This window comes from Chryseobacterium ginsenosidimutans, assembly GCF_039536845.1.
Lineage (GTDB): Bacteria > Bacteroidota > Bacteroidia > Flavobacteriales > Weeksellaceae > Chryseobacterium > Chryseobacterium ginsenosidimutans_B.
This window is the reverse complement of sequence record NZ_BAAAZJ010000010.1, coordinates 1-22,158: the sequence shown is the minus strand read 5'-3', so window position 1 is coordinate 22,158 and position 22,158 is coordinate 1. Positions and strand designations below refer to the sequence as shown.

The 22,158-nt window shown below is 35.7% G+C and carries 16 protein-coding genes; 8 read left to right on the top strand and 8 right to left on the bottom strand.

Annotated features, from left to right (window positions below; genetic code table 11):
- Positions 1–625: 625 nt before the first annotated feature.
- Genes ABD745_RS12250 through ABD745_RS12225 form a run of 6 tightly spaced genes read left to right on the top strand, consistent with a single transcriptional unit; the run spans position 626 to position 7,923 of the window.
- Entirely contained in the window at positions 626–2,098 is a 1,473-nt protein-coding gene (locus tag ABD745_RS12250; protein ID WP_344830119.1) for a hybrid sensor histidine kinase/response regulator, read from the top strand.
- 5 nt (positions 2,099–2,103) lie between these two features.
- Positions 2,104–5,718: a response regulator gene (locus tag ABD745_RS12245; protein ID WP_344830117.1), complete on the top strand. Its 3,615-nt coding sequence runs from the start codon at positions 2,104–2,106 to the stop codon at positions 5,716–5,718.
- Positions 5,719–5,733: 15 nt separating this feature from the next.
- Positions 5,734–6,096 carry a response regulator gene (locus ABD745_RS12240; RefSeq protein WP_344830115.1) on the top strand — a complete coding sequence of 121 codons (363 nt, stop codon included), beginning with the start codon at positions 5,734–5,736 and terminating at the stop codon, positions 6,094–6,096.
- A gap of 3 nt (positions 6,097–6,099) precedes the next feature.
- A complete protein-coding gene (locus ABD745_RS12235) occupies positions 6,100–6,930 on the top strand; it encodes a CheR family methyltransferase (protein WP_344830113.1) in 831 nt (276 codons plus the stop codon).
- 12 nt (positions 6,931–6,942) lie between these two features.
- Positions 6,943–7,515, top strand: a complete 573-nt coding sequence (locus ABD745_RS12230) for a chemotaxis protein CheB (protein WP_344830111.1) — start codon at positions 6,943–6,945, stop codon at positions 7,513–7,515.
- Positions 7,516–7,551: 36 nt separating this feature from the next.
- A complete protein-coding gene (locus tag ABD745_RS12225; protein ID WP_344830109.1) occupies positions 7,552–7,923 on the top strand; it encodes a response regulator in 372 nt (123 codons plus the stop codon).
- Between the two features lie 83 nt (positions 7,924–8,006).
- On the opposite strand, the gene ABD745_RS12220 is transcribed toward ABD745_RS12225, so the two are convergent.
- A complete protein-coding gene (locus ABD745_RS12220) occupies positions 8,007–8,273 on the bottom strand; it encodes a hypothetical protein (RefSeq protein ID WP_344830106.1) in 267 nt (88 codons plus the stop codon).
- 238 nt (positions 8,274–8,511) lie between these two features.
- Here ABD745_RS12220 and ABD745_RS12215 point away from each other — a divergent pair, with 238 nt between their 5' ends.
- The gene (locus ABD745_RS12215; protein WP_344830103.1) at positions 8,512–9,741 is read left to right on the top strand and encodes a PQQ-dependent sugar dehydrogenase; all 1,230 of its coding nucleotides are present in this window, start codon (positions 8,512–8,514) and stop codon (positions 9,739–9,741) included.
- A gap of 85 nt (positions 9,742–9,826) precedes the next feature.
- On the opposite strand, the gene ABD745_RS12210 is transcribed toward ABD745_RS12215, so the two are convergent.
- The 5 genes from ABD745_RS12210 to ABD745_RS12190 all read right to left on the bottom strand — a co-directional run bounded on the left by ABD745_RS12210 (position 9,827) and on the right by ABD745_RS12190 (position 17,438).
- Positions 9,827–10,732, bottom strand: a complete 906-nt coding sequence (locus ABD745_RS12210) for a helix-turn-helix domain-containing protein (RefSeq protein WP_344830101.1) — start codon at positions 10,730–10,732, stop codon at positions 9,827–9,829.
- Between the two features lie 16 nt (positions 10,733–10,748).
- Entirely contained in the window at positions 10,749–11,756 is a 1,008-nt protein-coding gene (locus ABD745_RS12205) for an aldo/keto reductase (RefSeq protein WP_344830099.1), read from the bottom strand.
- Between the two features lie 191 nt (positions 11,757–11,947).
- On the bottom strand, positions 11,948–14,125 hold the full coding sequence (locus ABD745_RS12200; protein WP_344830097.1) for an outer membrane beta-barrel protein: 2,178 nt from the start codon (positions 14,123–14,125) through the stop codon (positions 11,948–11,950).
- Positions 14,126–14,291: 166 nt separating this feature from the next.
- Positions 14,292–15,098, bottom strand: coding sequence for a DUF4249 domain-containing protein (locus ABD745_RS12195; protein WP_344830095.1), 807 nt, complete (start codon positions 15,096–15,098; stop codon positions 14,292–14,294).
- Between the two features lie 3 nt (positions 15,099–15,101).
- Entirely contained in the window at positions 15,102–17,438 is a 2,337-nt protein-coding gene (locus ABD745_RS12190; protein ID WP_344830092.1) for a TonB-dependent receptor, read from the bottom strand.
- A 240-nt stretch (positions 17,439–17,678) separates the two neighbouring features.
- Here ABD745_RS12190 and ABD745_RS12185 point away from each other — a divergent pair, with 240 nt between their 5' ends.
- Positions 17,679–18,845: a cytochrome-c peroxidase gene (locus tag ABD745_RS12185; protein WP_344830089.1), complete on the top strand. Its 1,167-nt coding sequence runs from the start codon at positions 17,679–17,681 to the stop codon at positions 18,843–18,845.
- A 137-nt stretch (positions 18,846–18,982) separates the two neighbouring features.
- Here the strand turns inward: ABD745_RS12185 and ABD745_RS12180 are convergent, their stop codons facing one another.
- Positions 18,983–21,565 (bottom strand): fibronectin type III domain-containing protein, encoded by a 2,583-nt coding sequence (locus tag ABD745_RS12180; RefSeq protein WP_344830086.1) that lies wholly within the window; start codon positions 21,563–21,565, stop codon positions 18,983–18,985.
- Positions 21,566–21,590: 25 nt separating this feature from the next.
- On the bottom strand, positions 21,591–22,158 hold a 568-nt coding region (locus tag ABD745_RS12175), incomplete at its 5' end, for a T9SS type B sorting domain-containing protein (protein ID WP_344830083.1).

The following is a 22,158-nucleotide window of genomic DNA, read 5'->3' as shown; positions in this document are numbered from 1 at the left end:
TGTGTTGGAAAGAACTTCGAATTTCTCTTAAATACCTTAAAATTAATTTGAGACTTTATTTTGATCGCAAAAGTCACAAATGAATAACATATTAAATACTTTAAGCTTATTGGTAAGCTGAAAAGTAGGATCACAATGGCTTTTAAAAGCTTTTGATAGGCCAAATTTATATTACATTAATTGTGTTTTTTTTACAAAAAAATCCCCGACTTGCGACGGGGATTAAAAACTAATAACCATGAAAACTCAAATTAAACATGAGAAATTCGGTGCAAATATATAAACTATAAACGAAACCCCTGCAAAAAACAGGGGTTAAATTTGAAAATATATTTAAGTGAAAAAGTGATGCCTTTTAATATTCAAACATTGTGCCGTGAGTATTTTTGTGAAAATATAATTTTAACCTAAAAGTTAGATTAGGTTAATTTTTTACTATTAAAGTGCTGAATTGGAGTAAGAAATTTTTAAAATCTTTGATTGAAACTTTTTCTAAAAAAGTAATTAAACAGCTCGAAAATGTGGTATCTGCATCTATAATAGTTAAAAAATGACTGTTTTTCGAAATATTGTAAGTATTTTTGAAACTAAAGAAAATATAATTAATTATTGATTTTACGTTTCTATGATCTTAATTGTTGATGATAACCAAAGTAATCTTTACTCCTTAAAAAAATTATTAGAGTCTAAAGATTTTCAGGTGGATACAGCTGATTCTGGAGAAGAGGCTTTAGGAAAAGCATTGAAAAATGACTATGCCTTAATTATTTTGGATGTGCAGATGCCCGATATGGATGGTTTCGAAGTTGCCGAAACGTTAGCTGGTTACAGCAAAACAAAGGAAGTTCCTATTATATTTTTGTCTGCCGTAAATACCGAGAAAAAATTCATAACACGTGGGTATGCTTCCGGAGGAAAGGATTATGTGACAAAGCCTGTAGATCCTGAAATTCTGATGCTTAAAGTGAAAACTTTTTACAATCTTCAGGAACAGAATATTGCAATGAAAAAAACTCAGCAAAGTCTGGAATTAGAAGTAAAAGGTAGAAGAGAGTCTCAGGTTACAATGAAATCTCAGATCGATCATTTCCACTTAATGCTGGAATCTTTACCACAAATTGCTTTTACGTTAAATGAAGAAGGAATTGTCGACTTTGTCAATGTAAAATGGTTTCAATATTCAGATTCTGAGCAGGATTTTCCGGAAACTCATCCCGATGATCTTAATATCAAAGAAGAATTTGAACGCTGCAAAAAGAAAGGAAAAGCACTTGAGCTGGAAGTCAGAATCAAAAATATTGAGACCGGAAATTATCGCTATCACTTGCTTCGGGTAACTCCTGTTCGTGAAGAAAATAGTATTAAAAACTGGGTCGGAACTTTTACAGATATTGATGATCAGAAGAAAGTTGAAAAAGAAAAGGATGAGTTTTTAAGTATTGCCAGTCATGAATTGAAAACTCCTTTAACGAGTATTAAAGCTTATGTTCAGCTATTAGAACGAAAATTAAAGCTCAATAAAGAAAGTGCTGAAGCAGGATTTGTAACAAAAGTTCAGGATCAGATTGACAAATTGAATACTTTGATTACAGATTTGCTGGATGTTTCTAAAATTGAAAATGGCAAGCTGAAAATCAATAAAAAGCCGACTAATCTTGGAAATGTTATCACTAATGCAATCGAAACCATATTGCAGACTCATGAGAATAATGTAAAAATAAAACATGACGGGATTATATCTGATATTTTAATTCCGCTTGATGAAATCCGGATTGAACAGGTTTTGATTAATTTCTTAACAAACGCTATCAAATATTCTCCTCAAAATAATCAGGTTATCGTAACAACCTTTGTGGACGAAGAAGAACAGGAAGTAAAAGTAAATGTTACCGACTTCGGAATCGGAATTCCTGACTTCAAACAGGAAGCTGTGTTTAATAAATTTTATCGTGTTGAAGAATCTTCACTTCAGTTTCAGGGAATGGGAATCGGTCTTTTCATCTGCTCCGAAATCATCAAACAGCATCACGGAAGCATCGGAGTTTCCAGTAAAGTAGACGAAGGTTCTACATTTTATTTCACGTTACCTTTAAATTAATTTCTATGCCGAAAAAAATCATAAGAAATCTTCAGTTTGGAGTAGGACTTTCGCTACTGATCTTAATTGCGAGTTCAGTTGCATCTTATATAAGCATTCAGAACCAAATGGAGCACCGCGAAAGCTTATCTCAAAGCCGACGTTCCATCACTGCCGTAAAAGACATATTGATTGCTCTTCTGGATGCCGAAACAGGAAGCAGAGGATATCAATTGACAGGAAAACAAAATTTTCTGGAGCCTTACAACCGCAGTTTAATTGAATATCCAAAAATATTTGAAAGAGCAGAAGAATTAAATATTAAGGATAAAAATCAGGTCGATCGCCTGAATGATCTGAAGAAAAATGTTGACAGTAATATCAGCAATCTGAAGTATTTTGTAGAAAACAGACGAAATGGAATCGTCATGACACAACAGCAGGTTCTGCTCAGCAAAACTTACATGGATAAATGCCGACAGATCGTTCGTGATTTTGTGCAATACGAAGAAAATCAGCTTGCAATAAAGAATAAAGATCTTAATCGTTCCTCGGATACGACAGTTTTATTCATCATTTTTTCAGCAATTGCGGCGATTATTGTCACGACATTTTTCTATATCAAATTAAGAGCAGATCTGATCCGAAGAGATAAGCTGGAGAAAATGCTTAAAGCAAAAGATTTGGAAATCAACAGACGCGTGAGTGCAATTCAGCAGATTGCAAATAGAGTCGCCAGTGGAGATTACAGCCAGAAAGTGGTAGATAATTCGGAAGATGATCTTGGGGATTTAGTCGGATCATTGAATCATATGACCGAATCGCTTAAAAACTCTTTTGATACCATTAATAAAAGTGACTGGCGTCAGAAAGGTCTAGCCATTTTGAATGAATCTCTGGTTGGAAACAAAACTGTAAAAGAAGTTTCTGAAGAGTCTTTAAATCAGCTGGTTGAATATGGGAACTGTATTAATGGTGCATTATATCTCTATGACGAAGGAGTTTTAAAGTTAAATACCGCTTTTGGCTTGGAAGGTAATATGAAAAAAACTTTCGAGCCGGGAGAAGGAATGGTTGGTCAGACTTTTATTAATGAAAAAATACAGGTTTACAACAATCTTCATGAGGATGATTTTGTAGTAACTTTTGCAAGCAGCACCATAAAAATCTACGGAATATTATTAATTCCGATTTTCTCGGACGGACATACAAATATCGGCGTTTTAGAATTGGGATCTACCTCCAATTTTGAGGAAGACAGAATTAATTATTTCACCGAGTGCAGCCGAAATATAGGAATTGCTCTAAGTGCGGCAAAAGGTCGTGAAAAAGAACAGCAATTGCTGGAAGAAACTCAGGCGCAATCGGAAGAATTGCAGGTTCAGCATTCTGAATTAGAAAACTTAAATACAGAACTGGAAGCTCAGACGCAAAAATTGCAGGCTTCTGAAGAAGAATTAAAAGTTCAGCAGGAAGAATTGATGCAGGCAAATGCTGAACTGGAGGAACGTTCAAGATTATTGGAAGATAAAAACCACCTGATCGCCGAACGAAACAACGAAATTCAGAAAAAGGTGGAGGAATTGGCTTTAAGTACAAAATATAAGTCTGAATTCCTTGCAAATATGTCTCATGAACTGCGTACTCCTTTAAATTCGATCCTTCTTTTATCACGCTTGATGGCAGAGAATCCTGACGAAAATTTAAATGAAGATCAGATAGAATCCGCAAAAGTGATCCAAAGTTCAGGAAGCAGCTTATTAACTTTAATTGATGAAATTCTGGATCTTGCCAAAATCGAATCCGGAAAAATGACACTTGAATATCAGGATATTACAATTGACGAGATTGTAAAGGATTTAAAAAGCTTATTTAATCCTGTTGTTCAGGAAAAAAGGCTTCAGTTCAATATTCAGATCGACAATGATGTTAAAAAATCTATTGAAACCGACAGGCTTCGTGTAGATCAGGTATTGAGAAACCTATTATCAAATGCTATTAAGTTTACGGAAGAAGGAAGTATTAATTTAAATATTAAAAAAGATCCGAAAAGAGCTGATTTCATCGTATTTTCAGTAAAAGATACAGGAATCGGAATTGCAGAAGATAAGCAGAGAATTATTTTCGAGGCTTTCCAGCAGGCAGATGGTTCTACGAGAAGAAAATTCGGAGGAACAGGTTTGGGCTTATCAATAAGCCGTGAAATTGCAAGATTATTGGGCGGAGAATTGATTCTTCAAAGTAAGGTGAATGAAGGAAGTGAATTCAGTTTAACAATTCCTGTAAAAGCAATTCCCGAGATTGATCATATTGAAACAGATCAGGATTTGGTGGAAATTATCCGTGAAGATGTTGAAGAAATTCAGAATATTTTGGAGGATGGAGAAGTTGAAATTGCCCGATCAACCAATTTATTAGAAATTCCGGAAAATGTAGCCGATGACAGAAATTATATTAACGAAGGCGATAAAGTAATTCTGATTATTGAAGATGATACGAATTTTGCAAAAGCTCTTCTGAAATATGCTCATTTACAAAACTATAAAGCAGTTGTGGAAGTGAGAGGAGATTATGGTTTATCTGCAGCGTTGCAATATCGTCCGCAAGCCATTTTGCTGGATGTTCAGCTGCCTGTAAAAGACGGATGGCAGGTAATGGACGAATTAAAATCCAATCCTGAAACGAAACATATTCCGGTTCACATGATGTCTGTATTACATGTGAAAAAAGAAAGTCTGATGAAAGGAGCAATTGATTTTATCAACAAACCTGTTGCTTTGGATCAGATGACAGATATTTTCAGAAAGATTGAAGAAGCTTTACAAAAAGGCTCTCAGAAAGTACTGATTGTTGAAGAAAATGCCAAGCATGCAAGTGCCTTGTCTTACTTCCTAAGCAATTTTAATATTTCGTTATCGGTTGAAAATAATGTGGAAGACAGTGTAAAAGCATTTACGACAGATCATGTAGATTGTGTAATTCTGGACATTGGATCTTCAAAAGGTAATGAATATCAAGTGATTGAATCTATAAAAAGTAATGACGGACTGGAAAATCTGCCGATCATTATTTTCACAGAACATAATTTGTCTAAATCCGAAGAACTGAAAATCAAGCAGTACGCCGATTCTATTGTTGTGAAAACGGCGCACTCTTATCAGAGAATTTTGGATGAAGTTGGTCTTTTTTTACATTTGGTTGAAGAAAAAAATAACTCAATTGAAAATGTAAGAAGTAAAACTTTAGGTTCTTTAACGGAAGTTCTGAGTGGTAAAAAAATCTTAATTACCGATGATGATGTCCGTAATATTTTCTCTTTAACCAAAGCTTTAGAAAAATATAAAGTAGAAGTTGTAGTCGCAATGGATGGAAAACATGCGTTGCAACAGATTAAAGAAAATCCTGATGTCGATGTTATTTTAATGGATATGATGATGCCGGAGATGGATGGCTACGAAACAATAAAGCAGATTAGAAAAATGCCGATGTTTACAAGGTTGCCGATTATTGCCATTACAGCAAAATCTATGATTGGGGAGCGTGAAAAGTGTATCACGGCAGGAGCTTCGGATTACATTTCAAAACCTGTGGATATCGATCAATTATTGTCCTTACTTCGAGTTTGGTTATATGAAAGTTAAACAGCTAGAATTCTGATGAATAAGAAAATTTTAATTGTGGACGATGATCCACGTAATATATTTGCTCTAAAACTGACCTTAAAAACCCGTGGTTATCAGATTGAAAGCAGCACAATGGCGCAGGAGGCGATTGATATTTTAAAGAAAGACAATCAGTTTACAGCTGTTTTGATGGACATGATGATGCCTGAAATGGATGGTTATGAAGCGATCAGAATTATAAGAAATACTCCTTCTATCAGTACGGTTCCTGTAATTGCAGTTACCGCACAGGCAATGCCGGAAGACCGACAGAAATGTCTGGATGCGGGAGCTCAGGATTATATATCTAAACCGATAGACGTGGATCAATTAATTAACGCCATTGAAAAACTGTAGTGCATGCTGGAACCGAGTATTGTAAAAGATGAAGAGGTAGAATACTTGATCAAGGATGTTCATGAAATGTATGGCTACGATTTTTCCGAATACAGCAGAGCGTCTTTCAAACGCAGGGTGAATCGTATCTGTCTGATTGACAGGTTTACGAGTTTTGCAGAACTTCGATATACCGTTCTTAATGATCCTGAATATCTGAAACGATTTATCGAAGAAATTACTGTTAACGTAACGGAAATGTTTCGTGATCCACAGTTTTTTAAGACTCTGAGAGAAAAGATTTTACCGCAGTTGGGTACTTATCCCTTAATCCGGATTTGGGTTGCAGGCTGCTCAACGGGAGAAGAAGCTTATTCGATAGCAATTTTACTGAAAGAAGCCAACCTTTATCATAAATCATTGATCTACGGAACAGATTTGAATCCTTCTGTTTTGGAAACGGCAAGAGCGGGAGTTTTTCCCTTAAATCAAATGAAATTATATTCTGAAAACTACATGTTATCAGGTGGTAAGAAAGATTTTTCAGATTATTATACAGCGAATTATGACAGTGTGAGATTTGATAAAAGTCTTCAGGAAAAGCTTATTTTATCAACGCATAATCTGGTTTCCGACAGTTCTTTCAACAGTTTCCAGTTGATTATCTGTCGAAATGTTTTGATTTATTTTGATCGAGGTCTGCAGGAAAGGGTTTTCCGTCTTTTTGATAACAGTTTGGAAAATTTGGGATTTTTGGCTTTAGGTGCAAAAGAAACCTTAAGATTTTCTAAATTAGATAAAAATTATCACCAGGTTGACGAACAGAAAATCTGGAAAAAGCTAGACCATCATTAAACTAATTTTACCATGAAAACAAAAAACACAAATACAGAATTAATTGTGATAGGAGGTTCTGCCGGAAGCTTGCAGGTGATTTTGGAGATGATAAAAAAATTAGATGATGAACTCAATTTTGCTATTTTGCTGGTAGTACACCGTAAAGCAAATTCTAACAATATTTTGCAGACTTTGCTTCAGCAGTTTTCATCGATGGAAGTTATTGAAATTGAAGATAAGGCAGAAATTCAGAATAATAAAATATATATTGCTCCGGCAGATTATCATTTATTATTTGAAGATAAAAAAATAATGTCTCTGGACAGCTCGGAAAAGATGAATTATTCCCGTCCGTCGATTGATGTTACCTTCAGATCTGCGGCAGAAATTTATGGTGAAAATATGATCGGAGTATTGTTATCCGGTGCCAATGCCGATGGAGTGGAAGGTTTGGCATATATCAAAAAAAATAAAGGACAAGTCTGGATTCAGGATCCCGAAACAGCGGAGGTAAATTATATGCCGAAACATGCTGTCGAAGAAATTGATTATGATTTAATCATTAAACCTGATAATTTAGCGAATTATATTAATCAATTATAAGGTAAGTAATCCCTAACTAAGTTAAATATAACTATTATGAGTAAAAAGAAAATTTTGATTTTTGATGATGATACGGCGATTTTAGAAGTGATCACCATCATTTTTGAAGAGAATGGTTATCAGGTCGAAATTTCAGAAACCTCGCATGATATTTTGGAAAAAGTAGAGCAGTACAGACCGGATGTTATCCTGATGGATAACTGGATTCCAAAAATCGGTGGTGTGGAGGCAACAAAGCTTCTGAAAAATCACGAAGAATTTAAAAATATTCCTGTGATTTATGTGACGGCGAATAATGATATCGTGGCTTTGGCAGAAGAAGCTCAGGCGGATGATTATGTTGCAAAACCATTTAATCTCGAGGATCTTGAAGACAAGGTTGCAAAATATCTGCAAGAGCAGGTCTGAAGCTAAAATACTCTTTAAAATACATTAAAAAATCCCTGCAATAAGTTTTGTGGGGATTTATTTATATCGTTCCTTTGGTCTTTCTAAAGGTTTTTCAGTTGGTTTCTTATAAAATCGGTATCGCAGTTTCCGATGTTAATTTGTGTAATAATTGATAATAAAAACATTTTAATTATTGGTTTTGACAGTATCTTATCCGAAAAAGTAGCAGCAATAATTGTTTTTTTTGAAACAAGATTTTCCACAAAAGCATATTCTCCTTTCAGATCAATATTTAAGTTAAATTGTTTTTTAATACTTAAGCTTAAATATTTGTTTATTAAGTCTTTATTTTTTAAAATATTTTCCATCTGCAGTATTTCCTTACATACATTAATATTTATGCCAAAGCCTAGCTTACAGAGAACTATTTTTAGTTACGTTTCTTGATATCCCAATTGTTATTGAATAAATATTAAATAGAATAAACTTATTTCGTTGTGCAATCGGTTGAATAATGTTAAATAAAAACACCTAAAAGTGAATTATGGCAAATTATTTGTTATTAAAACACTGACTTTAGTTATCAAATCACCAAAATTTTGAAATATGAAAATAAGAACTAATCATTTAATGATTGTATCATCGATGCTTTTTGCGGGCTGTTCAGATACTATTGATGAAAACGGAGGCAATAACGGACCTACGCTTCCTCCTGTTGAAACCAATGCAGCCAACACAAATTATCCACCCGCATTTCCCGGACAAACCAGAGCAAATGGAGTTAAAACTAACACAGCCTATGTTTCTGAAGTTGTAACTTCAGCATTATCTGCGCCTTGGGGAATTACAAGTTTACCGGACGGAAGATTGTTGATCACAGAAAAAGGAGGAACAATGCGGATTGTAAGCAATACCGGAACATTAAGCAATGCCATTACAGGAATTCCGGCTGTAAATTCCGGAGGACAAGGTGGATTATTGGGAATCTGCGTAGATCCGCAATTTACATCCAACAGAATGATATATTGGGTTTTTTCTGAAAATGTTGCAGGAGGAAACGTAACTTCAGTTGCAAAAGGCAGGCTTTCAAATGCTGAAACGACGGTGGAAAATCCTGTTGTTATTTACAGAGCAAATCCTTCAGCCAATGTTGGAAATCTGCATTACGGAGGACGAATTTTATTTGACAGTACAGGAAATTTATTTGTAAGTACAGGTGAGCGTTCGGATCTTTCAACAAGACCTTTAGCTCAGTCGGCAACGGCGGCTGTCGGTAAAATTTTAAGAATTACAACAAGCGGTCAGCCAGCTCCGGGAAATCCTACTTTCACACAATCAGGAGCTTTACCGGAATTGTATAGTATGGGGCACAGAAACCCGCAGGGAATTGCGATTCATCCTGTAACCGGAGAATTGTGGCAAAGTGAGCACGGACCGAGAGGTGGTGATGAAATCAACAGGGTTTTGGCGGGTAAAAATTACGGATGGCCAACAATTACTTACGGAATTGAATACAGCGGAGCTACAATCGGAGCCGGAATTCAGCAACAATCAGGGTTGGAACAGCCTGTTTATTATTGGGATCCGGTAATCTCTCCAAGCGGAATCACTTTTTACAAAGGAAATGCTATTCCGGAATGGCAAAACAATCTTTTCGTGGCTTCATTAAGCGGAATGCATATCGCAAGACTGGTTCTTGAAAATAATAAAGTAGTAGGAGAGGAAAGACTTCTTGCCACTGAAAACCAGCGTTTCAGAGATATTACACAAGGCTTGGATAATAATCTTTATGCAGTAACGGATGGCGGAAGATTATATCGTATCCGTAAGCAATAATTGAAGAAATTTATATAAAAAAGTAAAACCACCTAAATTTAAGGTGGTTTTTATTGATTTAAAGTTAAAATATGGATTTAAAAATCTAATTAAATTTAAATTTTGCCCTAAATTCCAGCGGAGCCATATTCGTTTTCTTTTTAAATAAAGTGCTGAAAGACTGTGCATGTTCAAATCCTAATGTATAAGCAATCTCGCTGATTGATAACTGAGTTGATGAGAGTTTCTCTTTGGCTTTACTGATGAGCTTTTCATGAATATGCTGTTGTGTATTTTGTCCGGTATGAATTCTCAGAAGATCACTTAAATAATTAGGTGAAAGATTCATGGCTTCGGCAATTTGCTGAACGGTTAAAAGTCCGTTTTTTGCAGCCTGTTCCTGATTAAAATAATCATTTAAAAATTGCTCAAACTTAGCCAATAACTGATGATTTCCGTTTTTTCTGGTGATGAATTGCCTTTCATAGAACCGTTTGGAATAGTTTAACAGCAAATCGATTTGTGATAAGATAATTTCCTGCGTATGTCGGTCGATATGTTGACATTCTTTATCGATTTTGTGTAATATTTCAATTAAATCATTTTCTTCATCTTCGGATAAATGCAAAGCTTCATTTACAGAATAAGAGAAAAACCCAAAGCTCAAAATAGTTTGTGCCAAAGGATGTTTTAATAAAAAATCTTCATGAAAGATCAATAAATAACCTTTACCATCACAATCTATCGTCTGTAAATCGAGCGAATGCACCTGATTCGGAGCTGTAAAGCTTAAAACTCCTTTATCGTAATCATAATGTTGCTGTCCGTATCTCACTTTTCCTGTGGCTTCTTTTTTTAAAGCGACACAATAAAATCTATTGACAAAACCTTTCCAGACTTCATCATCGAGAAACACACTTTCGGATAAATTGATGACGCTTACCAAAGGATGCTTCGGCTCCGGTAACGACAGCAAACGGTGAAAAGCGGAAACGGACTGGATCGTATTCATACTGCAAATGTAAAGGTTAATAATCTAAAAGGCCCATACTGAATTCATCATACGGCGCTCCTGTATCGGTTCCTAAAGGTACGATACTTTCCAGTTTCTGAAGATCATTTTCACTTAATTGAATGTTGGCTGATGCAATATTCTGTTCAACATATTTTCTGCGTTTCGTCCCCGGAATCGGAACAATTCCTTTGCTCATGATCCAGGCTAAAGCCAGTTGGGAAGAAGTGACTTCTTTTTCTTTTGCCATATTTTCAATCGCTTCTACCAATTCGATATTTTTCTGAAAATAATCTCCCTGAAAACGAGGAATTGCTCTACGAAAATCATTTTCCGGAAGATCATCGATTGAACGGATTTGTCCGGATAAAAATCCACGTCCTAAAGGTGAATAGGCTACAAAACCAATTCCTAATTCGTTTAAAGTTTTTAGAACTCCTTTTTCTTCAACGGTTCTTTCAAACAGAGAATATTCACTTTGTACAGCTGTAATCGGGTGAACTTCATGAGCTTTTTTTACGGTTTCAGAAGATACTTCCGACAATCCGATATACTTTATTTTTCCCTCTTTTACCAGATCACTCATTGCTCCTACAGTTTCTTCGATCGGAGTGTTTTTATCTAATCGATGCATATAGTAAAGATCGATGTAATCTGTTTTTAAGCTTTTCAGAGATCTTTCAACGGCTTTTTTTACATATTCTTTGGTTCCGTTGATTGCCCAGGTTACTTTGTTATTATCATCGATTTCCCAGCCGAATTTTGTGGCAATTATATATTTGTCACGATCGTTTCCGATGGCTTTTGCGATGAGTTGTTCGTTTTTTAAAGGTCCGTATAAATCGGCAGTGTCGAGAAAGTTTCCACCTAATTCGAATGAGCGATGGATGGTTGCAATCGCTTCACTTTCATCGGCTTCTCCGTACATGTCTGCTTCTTCAAAACCTGTCATTCCCATGCATCCTAAACCGATTTTTGGAATTTCCAAACCCTGACTTCCTAATTTAATGTGTTTCAAATTCATATTCTTGATTTTATTATACAAATTTCATCAGAAATAATGGAGTTGATGTATGCAAAACGATGAAGGTTGTATGTAAATTACGGATGATTTTTTATTTAAGCTTAAAACGGGATTTTTAATTTTATTTAAACAAAAAAAACGGACAATGAAAATCAATCCATCATCCGCTTTGATAATTAACATTAAGGATATTATTTTCCGCCGCCGCCGTTTTTCTCGACATCGGTTTTGGTATTTTCTTTTACTTTTTGGTTTCCGAAACGTTTTACAAAAGAAATGGAAGCTCCATACCAGTCCCATTTTGAGGCACTTCTCACATATCCTCCCGTATTGTAAGTTGTCGCATCATAATTTGGTCTCTGGAAAATATTCATCAGCTGAAGACTGACTTCCATCTGTGTTTTCGGGAATATTTTGGTAACAGAAATATTATGAAAAACATTCGCTTTATTGGTGGTGGAATTTCCGTTATTCTGATTAGAAACTTCAACCCATGCACTTAAATTGATATTTTTATTAAAAAGATTAGTGTATGAAAGATTGGTTGAAGCACTCAGATAACTGATATAACTATTGCCTTCAAGTTTATTTTTTTGATTAAAATCACTATTGTCAATATAATACCATCCGAGACCCATATTTACGGTAAATTTATTTTTGAAAAATGTTTGGTTGGTATTTGCATAAAGATAATATTTATGCACTTTTCCGCTAAAATTGGAGGGTTGCGTAATGGTAATTTTTTTAGTCGTTGTACCATCAGGAATTTCTCCCTGTACATAATCTGTCCAATAATCCTGATCGGTGAATGAATACCTTGCCGAAAGAAAATATTTCTTTAAAATTCCCAGTTTCATGTAAACTCTGTCGCTTGGATTGGGCTCCAGATCCATGTTTCCACGGCTGTAAATACCGTCTGTATTGGGAGTCATAAAAGGGTTGAACTCTGCGTACCAAGGTCTCCAGAGATTTCGGTTGTAGGTTAAACTTAAATCATATTTGTCTGAAAAATTATATTTTAATAATAAATTGGGCAGGAAAGTTCCGTAAGAATCTCTTCTTGATGTCCCGGCAACATCCTGTCGCATTTTATAATCGATATATTCATAACGGATACCGATTCTCGTTTCTAATTTTTTAAAGAAAGTCTTACTGTAATTAGCATATAATGAACTGATATTATCCTCGTAATGGAAGATATCATTCGGGCTCAGTCCGCTCAGCATATTTCCATATAAATTGTTCGGAACAACGTTATTATTAAAATTCGTTTTTCCACCGACTTCGAAAGTGGCTCCCGATTTTCCCAAAGGCTGAGTGTAGTCTACTTTTAAGTAATAATTTCGGTTTTCGGTGTCGGAAAGAACGCCTATATCTTTTGTTGAAGGACCATCAGTAACTGAAATGATATTATTAATAAAATAACTGTCTTCAGACTGACCGTAATAATTTGTTCCTACGTTTACATCTAAGATTTTATTCTTTTCCTTGTCATACCATTTATAAAAAAGATTGGTTCCCAAGTTACGGTTAAGCCCTGTTGCGTTTTGGTTTTGCTCAGAAGAACTGTCAAAAATACTATTGATATGATTTATTCTGCTCGCTTCGGAATTTGAGGTAGAATTACTCTGGTAATATTCCAATATAACCCCGAATGTATTTTTATTATTGATTTCAAATTCTGAAGTTGATGAAAAAGAAGGGCTCTTGCTTCTTCCCGTCACATAACTGTCAATCTGATTGGTAGAATTATCGGCGTACCAATTATACAAGCTTGAGCTTCTCTGAACGTAAGTATTATCACTGTAACCTCCGATGAATGTCTGCGTGAAGTTTTTCTTGTGATAATTAAGGTTTAAATTCGTGTATTGTGAGTTTTTGGTGTTTTGTCTGTTATTAAAAGTCACACTTCCTTTCAATCCTTCATCATCACGTTTTTTTAAAACGATATTAATTACTGATCCTGTAGCTTCATAACGTGAAGACGGGCTGGTAATTACTTCAATTTTCATCAGATTATCGGCAGGAATTGTTTTTAAATATTCCTTTAATTCTTTTCCCGTAAAAACAGTTTTTCTGTCGTTAATGTAAACGGTAACGGTTTCTCCTTCAGCTTTTATGGCGTCGTTGTTGTCAATACTTACCAAAGGGGTCATTCTTAGAACATCCCAGGTTGTATTTCCTGCAAGAATTGAGCTGTTGGAAACATTGAAGACCGTTCTGTCGGCTTTAGATTCTACCGTTGGTTTTCTTACGGTTACAGTAACTCCCTCAATTTCTTTCTCTTTCGATTTTATGGTGTCTTTTTCTGTTTGTGCAAAAGTAAAAATGCCCGCCAATAAAGCAATTGGTATCAAAATATTTTTCATGTAAAAAACTATGTTTCATCTATAAGACACTTATTAGGGAATATTTGTTACATCAAATAGAATTAATTCTACAAATAAATTTTCAACACTGGAAGAATGAGATATTTATGATGATAAAAAAAGCTATTTGGAATATTCCAAATAGCTTTTTTGTATTTTAAATTTTTTATTGAATAACTGTAGTTCTTGTTCTGACCGTATGCGCTGAAAAATATCCCAAAGCTCCGTTACTGATGTTACTCGGAGGATTTGTCGGCGTAATTCCTCCACCGGGACCGCCTCCTGAAAGCTGGAGAAGAGCAGAGTAGTAGGTATATACTTTGTCATCTATGCATTGCATTTCAACGTGAATTGTATCGCCTGCAATTACTTTGATGTCGTCTGCATCACTATCGTCATTAGGAAGTAACAAAGGTCTTTGATTGGGCATTCCGTTGTTGACATTATCAGAAAAATCCGAAAAGAATTTCTTAGGATTGTTATTCACCGTATAAACGAAAAGATAACGGTTCCCTAAAGGTGACGGATCTGTAAAAACAGGCAAAAGTGTATAACTCGTTTCACCACCAACCATGAAAGAATCCTGATCCAACCCGTTAAAAGAAACAGCTTGCGGCATTGTGCTTTGTGCGGTATATTGCTGTCCTTCAGCATTGATCTTTAATGTATAAGTTCTTCCGGATTGTCCGACAAAAGCTGATGTTTTATACGTTCCGTTTCCTACATATTGCAGAGTTTCAGTTTGCCCTGTATTATCACTCAAAACAACCTGTGCATTTTCTATGGCAGGATATTGATTGGCTTCTGTAACGGCTACAGATTTTGTTATTTTCACAAAATAAGGTCCGGCTTGGTCGGTCACATTTCCTTCGATAACGATTTTTCCGCTTTGATCTTCTAAATCTAAATCGATTTCCTTTTCACAAGAAGTAATTAAAAACAGCGATAATATGATTAAAAATATGTTTTTCATGAATTAAAATTTGAAATTATAAGTGATGTTTGGTACCCAACGGAACAATGAAGTCTGCATTGCGCGAGTTGTTCCAGGTTTGTCAGGATTGTCTTCAAAAGTGATGGTATAGGCATTTTCACGTCCGTAAACATTGTAAATTCCGAATGACCAAGAGCCTTTAAAACGTTTGTTGGTAACCGGTTCATACGTTGCACTCAAATCCATTCTGTGATAAGCGGGCATTCTGTCTGCATTTCTGCTGCTGTACTGGAAAACGGTTTGTCCGTTCAGTTCATATTTTCCTGTTGGGAAAGTCACTGCATTTCCTGTGCTGTAAAGGAATAATCCTGAAAAAGACCATTTCGGATTCAATTGATAAGTTGCTACAATTGAAAGATCATGGGTTTTATCTTGTCTTGCATCATACCATTCATTATCATTAATTCCATTGATTTTTCTTTCTGTTTTAGATAAAGTATAGGAAATCCAGCCTGTTAGTTTTCCGCTTTTCTTTTTGGCGATTAATTCTAAACCGTAAGCTCTTCCTTTTCCGAATAACAGTTCACTTTCTACATCTGCTGCAGTGTCGAAAGAGATTTGCGCTCCATTTTTATAATCAATCTGATTTTGCATGGATTTGTAATAAACTTCAGCATTCAGTTCATAATTATTATTGTTGAAATTTCTGCTGTAACCGATACTTACTTGGTCCGCAATTTCAGGTTTTACAGTATAACTGCTTCCAATCCATTGATCCGTAGGATTTCCGCTTCCGCTGTTACTCAATAAATGTAAATTCTGTGTATTTCTGGAATAACCTCCTTTTACACTGCTCACTTCATTAATTCTGTAATTGGCTGTAATTCTCGGCTCAAGATTGACATATGTTTTCCCGAATTTTCCTTTTTCTAAAAATTCAGAACCTATAAGATTTCCGTTTTGATAAGTATTAAAAGTGTCGCCGCCTAAAACACTGAACATCGAAAGTCTTGCTCCGTAATTGATTGTTAATTTTTCAGTTGCCTTAAAATCATCATTCATATAAACTGCATTTTCCCACGAATCTCTGGAATTTCTCGGAAAGCTGCTTACACTCGTTCCCGAAGCACTGCTTGGCGTAATGGTATGATAGATAGACTGTAAACCGAAACGTACAGAATGTTTATTTCCAGCGAACCATGTAAAATCCTGCTTAAGATTCCAGTCTTCAATTTTAGAATCAAGTCCGAACGTATTATTGTTGCTGCTGAGACTTACATTATAGTTGTAATTGCTGTAAATCAATGAAGTATTGGAGAACAATTTGCTGCTGATAATACTGTTCCAGCGTAAAGTAGCCGTTGTATTTCCCCAATCTGTAGAAAAAGTATCGCCTAATCCTAAAACATCTCTTCCGAAATATCCTGATAAATAAAGGCGGTTGTTTTCATTGATCTGATAATTGGCTTTTAAGTTTAAATCATAAAAATATAATTTACTGTCTTTAAAATCGTCAGTTCCTTTTAAAAATAAATCGGCATATGTTCTTCTTCCAGAAACAATGAATGAGGATTTTTCTTTTTGAATAGGGCCTTCAACACTCAGTCTGCTGCTTATCAAACCAATTCCTCCGTTGATGTTGTAATCTTTATTATTCCCATCCTTCATTTTAACATCTAAAACGGAAGAAAGTCGACCGCCATACTGAGCCGGACTGTTTCCTTTGATGATACTTGCGTCTTTCAGGGCATCACTGTTGAAGGTACTGAAAAAACCAAGCAAGTGTGACGCATTGTAAACCGCCGCTTCATCAAGCAGGATAAGATTCTGGTCGGTTGCGCCACCTCTCACGCTGAATCCGCTGCTTCCTTCACCGTTACTTTTGATTCCGGGTAGAAGCTGTATCGTTTTCATAACATCTTTTTCACCGAATAAAACAGGAAGTTTTTCGATGTTTTTAATGCTCAAAGTTTCAGTTCCCATCTGAGCGGAAGTAAGATTTTTATCTTTTTTGATTCCGGAAATAACAACTTCATCTATTTTTCCCGTTCTTTCTTCTGCTTCTCCCGAATCAAGCTGTAAATCCTGCTTAATATTATCTTCAACATTGATATTTTGCTGAAAATCTTTAAAGCCGGGATTTGAAACGATCAGATTGTAAGTGCCTTTTGGAAGTGAAAGAGAATAAAAACCGTATTCATTGGCGATTACCGAAATTGTAGGATCTTCAGCTACTTTTACGATGACTCCGATTAATAATTCTCCATTCTTCTTATCTTTTACAGTGCCGCTTACCGAGTATTTTTGTTGCGCAAAAACGATTGTGCTGAAACAAATTGCTGCTGCGGAAGTGGCAATTTTCAAGGATAATGTCTGCATTTAAGTTTGTTTATTATTTGAATATAAAAGTTTAAATATAATTTATTAAATCCCAATTATGTGAACAGAACGTGAAATTTTGTTGTCTAAAACTGCAAATTATAGCTATTCATAGTAATTAGTTCAATGTAGTAACGGGGTAGGAAGATTTTTATTTGATTAAATATTTTTAATACAGACTATTTCCAAATTAATAAAAATTAAAAAATGTTATACTTTTGCTGAAAACTCCGAATGATCATGAAGAATGTTTTAAGTTGGATTTTGGTTTTATTTCTTTTAGCTTCTGTTTTAAATAATTGTTTAAGTAATTCGGTGCAAAAGGAAGCTAATCAAAAAGTTGCTTTTATGGATAACCTGAGAAAATTATATTCTTCGGGTGATTCTTCGAAGTGGCCAAAACCAATTTTAGACCCCGAATCAATACCTTCTTTTTCAGAAATCGGTCATTTGCCGGTTGTTCAGTTTCCTGATGACAATCAATATTCTGCAGAAAAAGAATTGTTAGGAAAAACACTTTTTTTTGATCCGAGACTTTCAAAATCAAACCAGATTGCATGTGCTTCCTGTCACGATCCTGAATTGGGTTGGTGCGATAACAGGACGTTTTCTTTCGGGCACGACAGGCAGCTTGGAACCCGAAACGCCATGAGTATTCTGAATGTTGCCTATGCAAAATCTTTATTCTGGGACGGTCGTGCAAAATCTTTAGAAGAGCAGTCGCAGATGCCGATTCAGGATGAAAGGGAAATGAGCGAACACATCGATATCGCAGCAGGAAAAATCGGAAAAATAAAAGGCTACGAAGTTTTATTTGAAAAAGCCTTTGGTGATAAATCGGTTACGAAAGACAGAATTTCTAAGGCTATTGCCACTTTTGAAAGAATGGTAAAGAGTTCTCCAAGCAAATTCGATAAGTTTATTGACGGGAAATCAGATGCTTATACGAATGATGAATTGATGGGTTTGCATCTTTTCAGGACGAAAGCTCAGTGTATAAACTGTCATAATTCCGGCTATTTTTCTAATAATAAATTTGAAAATGTTGGGACATCATTATTAGGTGAAAAAGGGGAGGATCTGGGAAGGTATTTAGTGACAAAAACTCCTGAAGATGCCGGAAAATTCCGTGTGCCGAGTTTGCGCGAAGTGTCACGAACAGGACCCTGGCAACACAACGGATCAATGATGACTTTAACGGAAGTAATTGAGTTTTACAGCAAAGGAAACCCGGAATATTCGCAAAAAAGATCAACCGTTTACGAAGGAATTACCTTACATTCTCAAAAATCCGGAATGGTGAGAATGCTCGAATTATCGGATGAAGAAATTTCCCAATTAGAAGCATTTTTGCGAACTTTATCAACTAAACCAGAAAGAATTTCTCTTCCTGAGTTACCAAAATAGAACCTTCAAATATTTTTGAACGTTTGTAATTTTAAAACTTATTAAATAGTCTAAGTTTAGATTTCAATTTTTAATATAAAAAAATGGCAGCTACATAAAAATGCAGCTGCCATCAGCAAAAATATAAATCTAATAAATTAGTTTTTGATTGCTTTTACAGTAAATTGAGTTCCATCTTTAAGACGAAGTGTCACTAAATATAATCCGGAATTCAAGAAACTTAAATTGATTTCTTTTGAAGGATTGTCTATTGTTTTCACAACTCTTCCAGAAACATCACTGATGATTACTGATTTTACTTTTTCGATTTCTGAAATGTTTAATACATCTTTGAAAGGATTAGGATAAACCTTGATATTATTTTTAAGTGTTGAAACTTCGCTTGTTGCTAAAACAGGATTTTGTTTCACTTCTACGTTATCTAATAATAAATCATCATAAAAATAACCGTTACCATTCACATTTTTATCTACTGTAAATCTTACCTGAATGGTAGCTCCAATATAAGAAGCCGCTAACGGAATTCCTACAGGTCTCCACTGATTAGAGTTTGAAGTATCACTCCAAACAGAAACCCAGCCGTTTCCGTCATTTACCTCTACTGTAAGTTTGTTATTGTCATATGTTGAAGGAGTTACAGTCGTTGATGTAGACATAGAGTGGTTTTTAAACCATTCAAATGAAATGTACGGTGAAGTTAAACCTGTTAAATTGATAGATGGGGTTACTAATTGTACAGTATTAGAACCAGAACCGCTATATGGAGAACTCGCATCTACCCAAGCATAGGTCCCGGCAGGTCTTCCATTATTTGCCAGATTTGCTCCATAATCTGCATTTCCTGCAAATTTCCATAGTAAGTTAGCGCTTGTACTTCCCGGATTTATATTTGTCCAACAGTTTGGAGCTACTCCATTATCAAATGTTTGAGCGAATGGAACCGGTAAAGTTGCACAAGCTGTTGTGAATGTCACAGATCCCCACCATGAACTCTTGTTTGAAGAACTACATGCTGATCTTATCCAAACATAGTAAGTTGTAGCTGCAGCAAGTCCGTTTATAGTAGTGGATGTTGATGCGCTTGTTCCTGATGCTGCAGTGGCTGCAGTCGGAGCAGTGCTGCTTGTAGAATAATAATATTCATATCCATTTGCTGGTGTAGCAGCAGGAGCTGTCCAGGAAATATTTGCAGAATTAGCCAATACATTAGATGAAGTTAGTGCTGATGGGGCAAAACAGCTGGGAGTAGCTTCCCAATATACATCATCCCAATAATAAGATTTTGCATCTGCAGTATTTCTGATTGCCAATCTTGCATTTGCAGGTACAGAAGAAGGAACAATAACCGAATATTCGCTGCCTGCTGTTGCATATACTGTATTGGTAATACTTAAAGCTTGTAACAGAACAAAAGTTGAGCTATTTGCAGGGTCAGTTACATATCCTACATTTAATGTTCCTGTTGCAGCAGTAACTCTTGCTTTAAATCTTAACCAATTTGTTCCTGCATTTATATTACTGAATTGCGGAAGAACAACAGTGCTCGGGTTTTGTGTAGTTGAACTATACTGATAAATATGTTTGGTACCTGAAGCTACAGGAGTAGTAGTGGTAATAGTCTGACTTCCATTTGTATCAATAATTCTTGCCCAGCAATCAGGGACAATATTTCCTGTTGCATAAGATTCAAAATCCTCAGCCATAGAGGTCATAGGTCCACATAAAGTCTTAAATGTACCTGAGAATGACCATGCACTCTGGCTTGTTCCTGTACTACAGTTTGCTCTTACCCAGTAATAATAATTAGTATTCGGGTTCAAACCAGGAATTGTTGTAGAAGTTCCTGTAACTCCCGGAAGGTTGGGAGTTGTACTATTTGTTGGAGCGGTGTTGGTTGTACTGTAATATATATCATAACTTGCGGGAACAGTTCCACTTGGAGATGTCCATGAAACTGCTGCAGAATTTGCGGTAAGTGTTCCGACTGCATTCAATGTCGGAGGTACACAATCTGAATAGGCATCCGCAGAAAATGCAAAAACATTTGTATAACCTTGGGCTGTGGAAGTTTTAGTAATTGTAACACTTTGAATAGGTTTTGCCTGATTCGCAGCATCAATATTTAATAGAGTCTGATATAATCTAGGGTTTGTTCCGCTGCCTGATTCCAAAACATCATTTGTTCTGTTAATTCTTCCAAATCCTTGAATAGCAAATCCTGTAGCGTTGTACCAGTCTGAAACTACTACCCCTGTTATTATCTGCGAAGTTGCATCTGTAAAGTTTACGGTTACCGTTACAGTTGAAGCACCACTTCCGCTTGTTGCAAGCATGTATAATTTGAAAGCAGGTATTGGTGACGAGAAGGTTAATGTTCCCGAATCATTTTGATTGGCAAGTCTCAGAGAATTATTTGCACTATAGCTTGCCAGTTTATAAGTTAAACCGGGAGTTGTTGCTACAACGCTGTTTACAAGCCCGTCAGTTGGCAGGCCATAAGTAAGCAGCGTACTTGAAGAATTTAACTGAAAATCTCTTGAGACAAAAGCGAATGATACACCATCTACATCTGTACTTGTAGAAATTGCAGAAGATCCGATTCCGTTGGCAATTACATCTGCGGTAAGACCGGATGAAAAAGGCATTTGCTGGTAGTTTTGTGCAGCTATTAAAGAAGCTGACAAGAGTGCTATTGCTCCAAAAAATATTTTTACTTTCATATTTATTAGGTTTTATAATTAATATTTACTCTCTATTTTTGACAAGAATCCATCCTGCGTATTTTACGGGAGTATTTTTCTTATCATTTTCGTTCCATGAGACTGAGAACCAGTAGCTTCCGGTAGGGATTTTTCTTCCGGCTATGGTTCCGTCCCATTTGTATTTGTTGGATTGGTCAGCCTGATGAATTTTTGCTCCGTATCTGTCGAATATATTGAATACAAGGTTCTGTTTTCCTGCCAAAGCCGAATAATCGATCACATCGTTGACTCCGTCACCGTTTGGAGTAATTACATTGATAAGATTCGGAACGACGATGGTAACAACGATGGGCTCACAGTCGTAAGCGTCTTTTACATAGATTTTTGAGTCACCTCTCGGCACGTCTTTGAATTCATTGGAATCCTGCCATTGAATCCCGTCCATCGAATACTGGTAAGAAGGAGTTCCTCCCACAACATGCACAGTGATCGTATTGCTTGAAATATCAACACTTGAAATCACGGGTTGTTCCGAAGCGAACACTTTTACATTTTGGGTAACAACACATTCTCCTGTTTTAAGCTTAACCCAGTAGGTTCCTACTCCTACA

Coding starts and splice junctions, on each gene's coding strand:
- ABD745_RS12250 (WP_344830119.1), top strand. CDS start 626: ATGATCTTAATTGTTGATGATAACCAAAGTAATCTTTACTCCTTAAAA.
- ABD745_RS12245 (WP_344830117.1), top strand. CDS start 2,104: ATGCCGAAAAAAATCATAAGAAATCTTCAGTTTGGAGTAGGACTTTCG.
- ABD745_RS12240 (WP_344830115.1), top strand. CDS start 5,734: ATGAATAAGAAAATTTTAATTGTGGACGATGATCCACGTAATATATTT.
- ABD745_RS12235 (WP_344830113.1), top strand. CDS start 6,100: ATGCTGGAACCGAGTATTGTAAAAGATGAAGAGGTAGAATACTTGATC.
- ABD745_RS12230 (WP_344830111.1), top strand. CDS start 6,943: ATGAAAACAAAAAACACAAATACAGAATTAATTGTGATAGGAGGTTCT.
- ABD745_RS12225 (WP_344830109.1), top strand. CDS start 7,552: ATGAGTAAAAAGAAAATTTTGATTTTTGATGATGATACGGCGATTTTA.
- ABD745_RS12220 (WP_344830106.1), bottom strand. CDS start 8,273: ATGGAAAATATTTTAAAAAATAAAGACTTAATAAACAAATATTTAAGC.
- ABD745_RS12215 (WP_344830103.1), top strand. CDS start 8,512: ATGAAAATAAGAACTAATCATTTAATGATTGTATCATCGATGCTTTTT.
- ABD745_RS12210 (WP_344830101.1), bottom strand. CDS start 10,732: ATGAATACGATCCAGTCCGTTTCCGCTTTTCACCGTTTGCTGTCGTTA.
- ABD745_RS12205 (WP_344830099.1), bottom strand. CDS start 11,756: ATGAATTTGAAACACATTAAATTAGGAAGTCAGGGTTTGGAAATTCCA.
- ABD745_RS12200 (WP_344830097.1), bottom strand. CDS start 14,125: ATGAAAAATATTTTGATACCAATTGCTTTATTGGCGGGCATTTTTACT.
- ABD745_RS12195 (WP_344830095.1), bottom strand. CDS start 15,098: ATGAAAAACATATTTTTAATCATATTATCGCTGTTTTTAATTACTTCT.
- ABD745_RS12190 (WP_344830092.1), bottom strand. CDS start 17,438: ATGCAGACATTATCCTTGAAAATTGCCACTTCCGCAGCAGCAATTTGT.
- ABD745_RS12185 (WP_344830089.1), top strand. CDS start 17,679: ATGAAGAATGTTTTAAGTTGGATTTTGGTTTTATTTCTTTTAGCTTCT.
- ABD745_RS12180 (WP_344830086.1), bottom strand. CDS start 21,565: ATGAAAGTAAAAATATTTTTTGGAGCAATAGCACTCTTGTCAGCTTCT.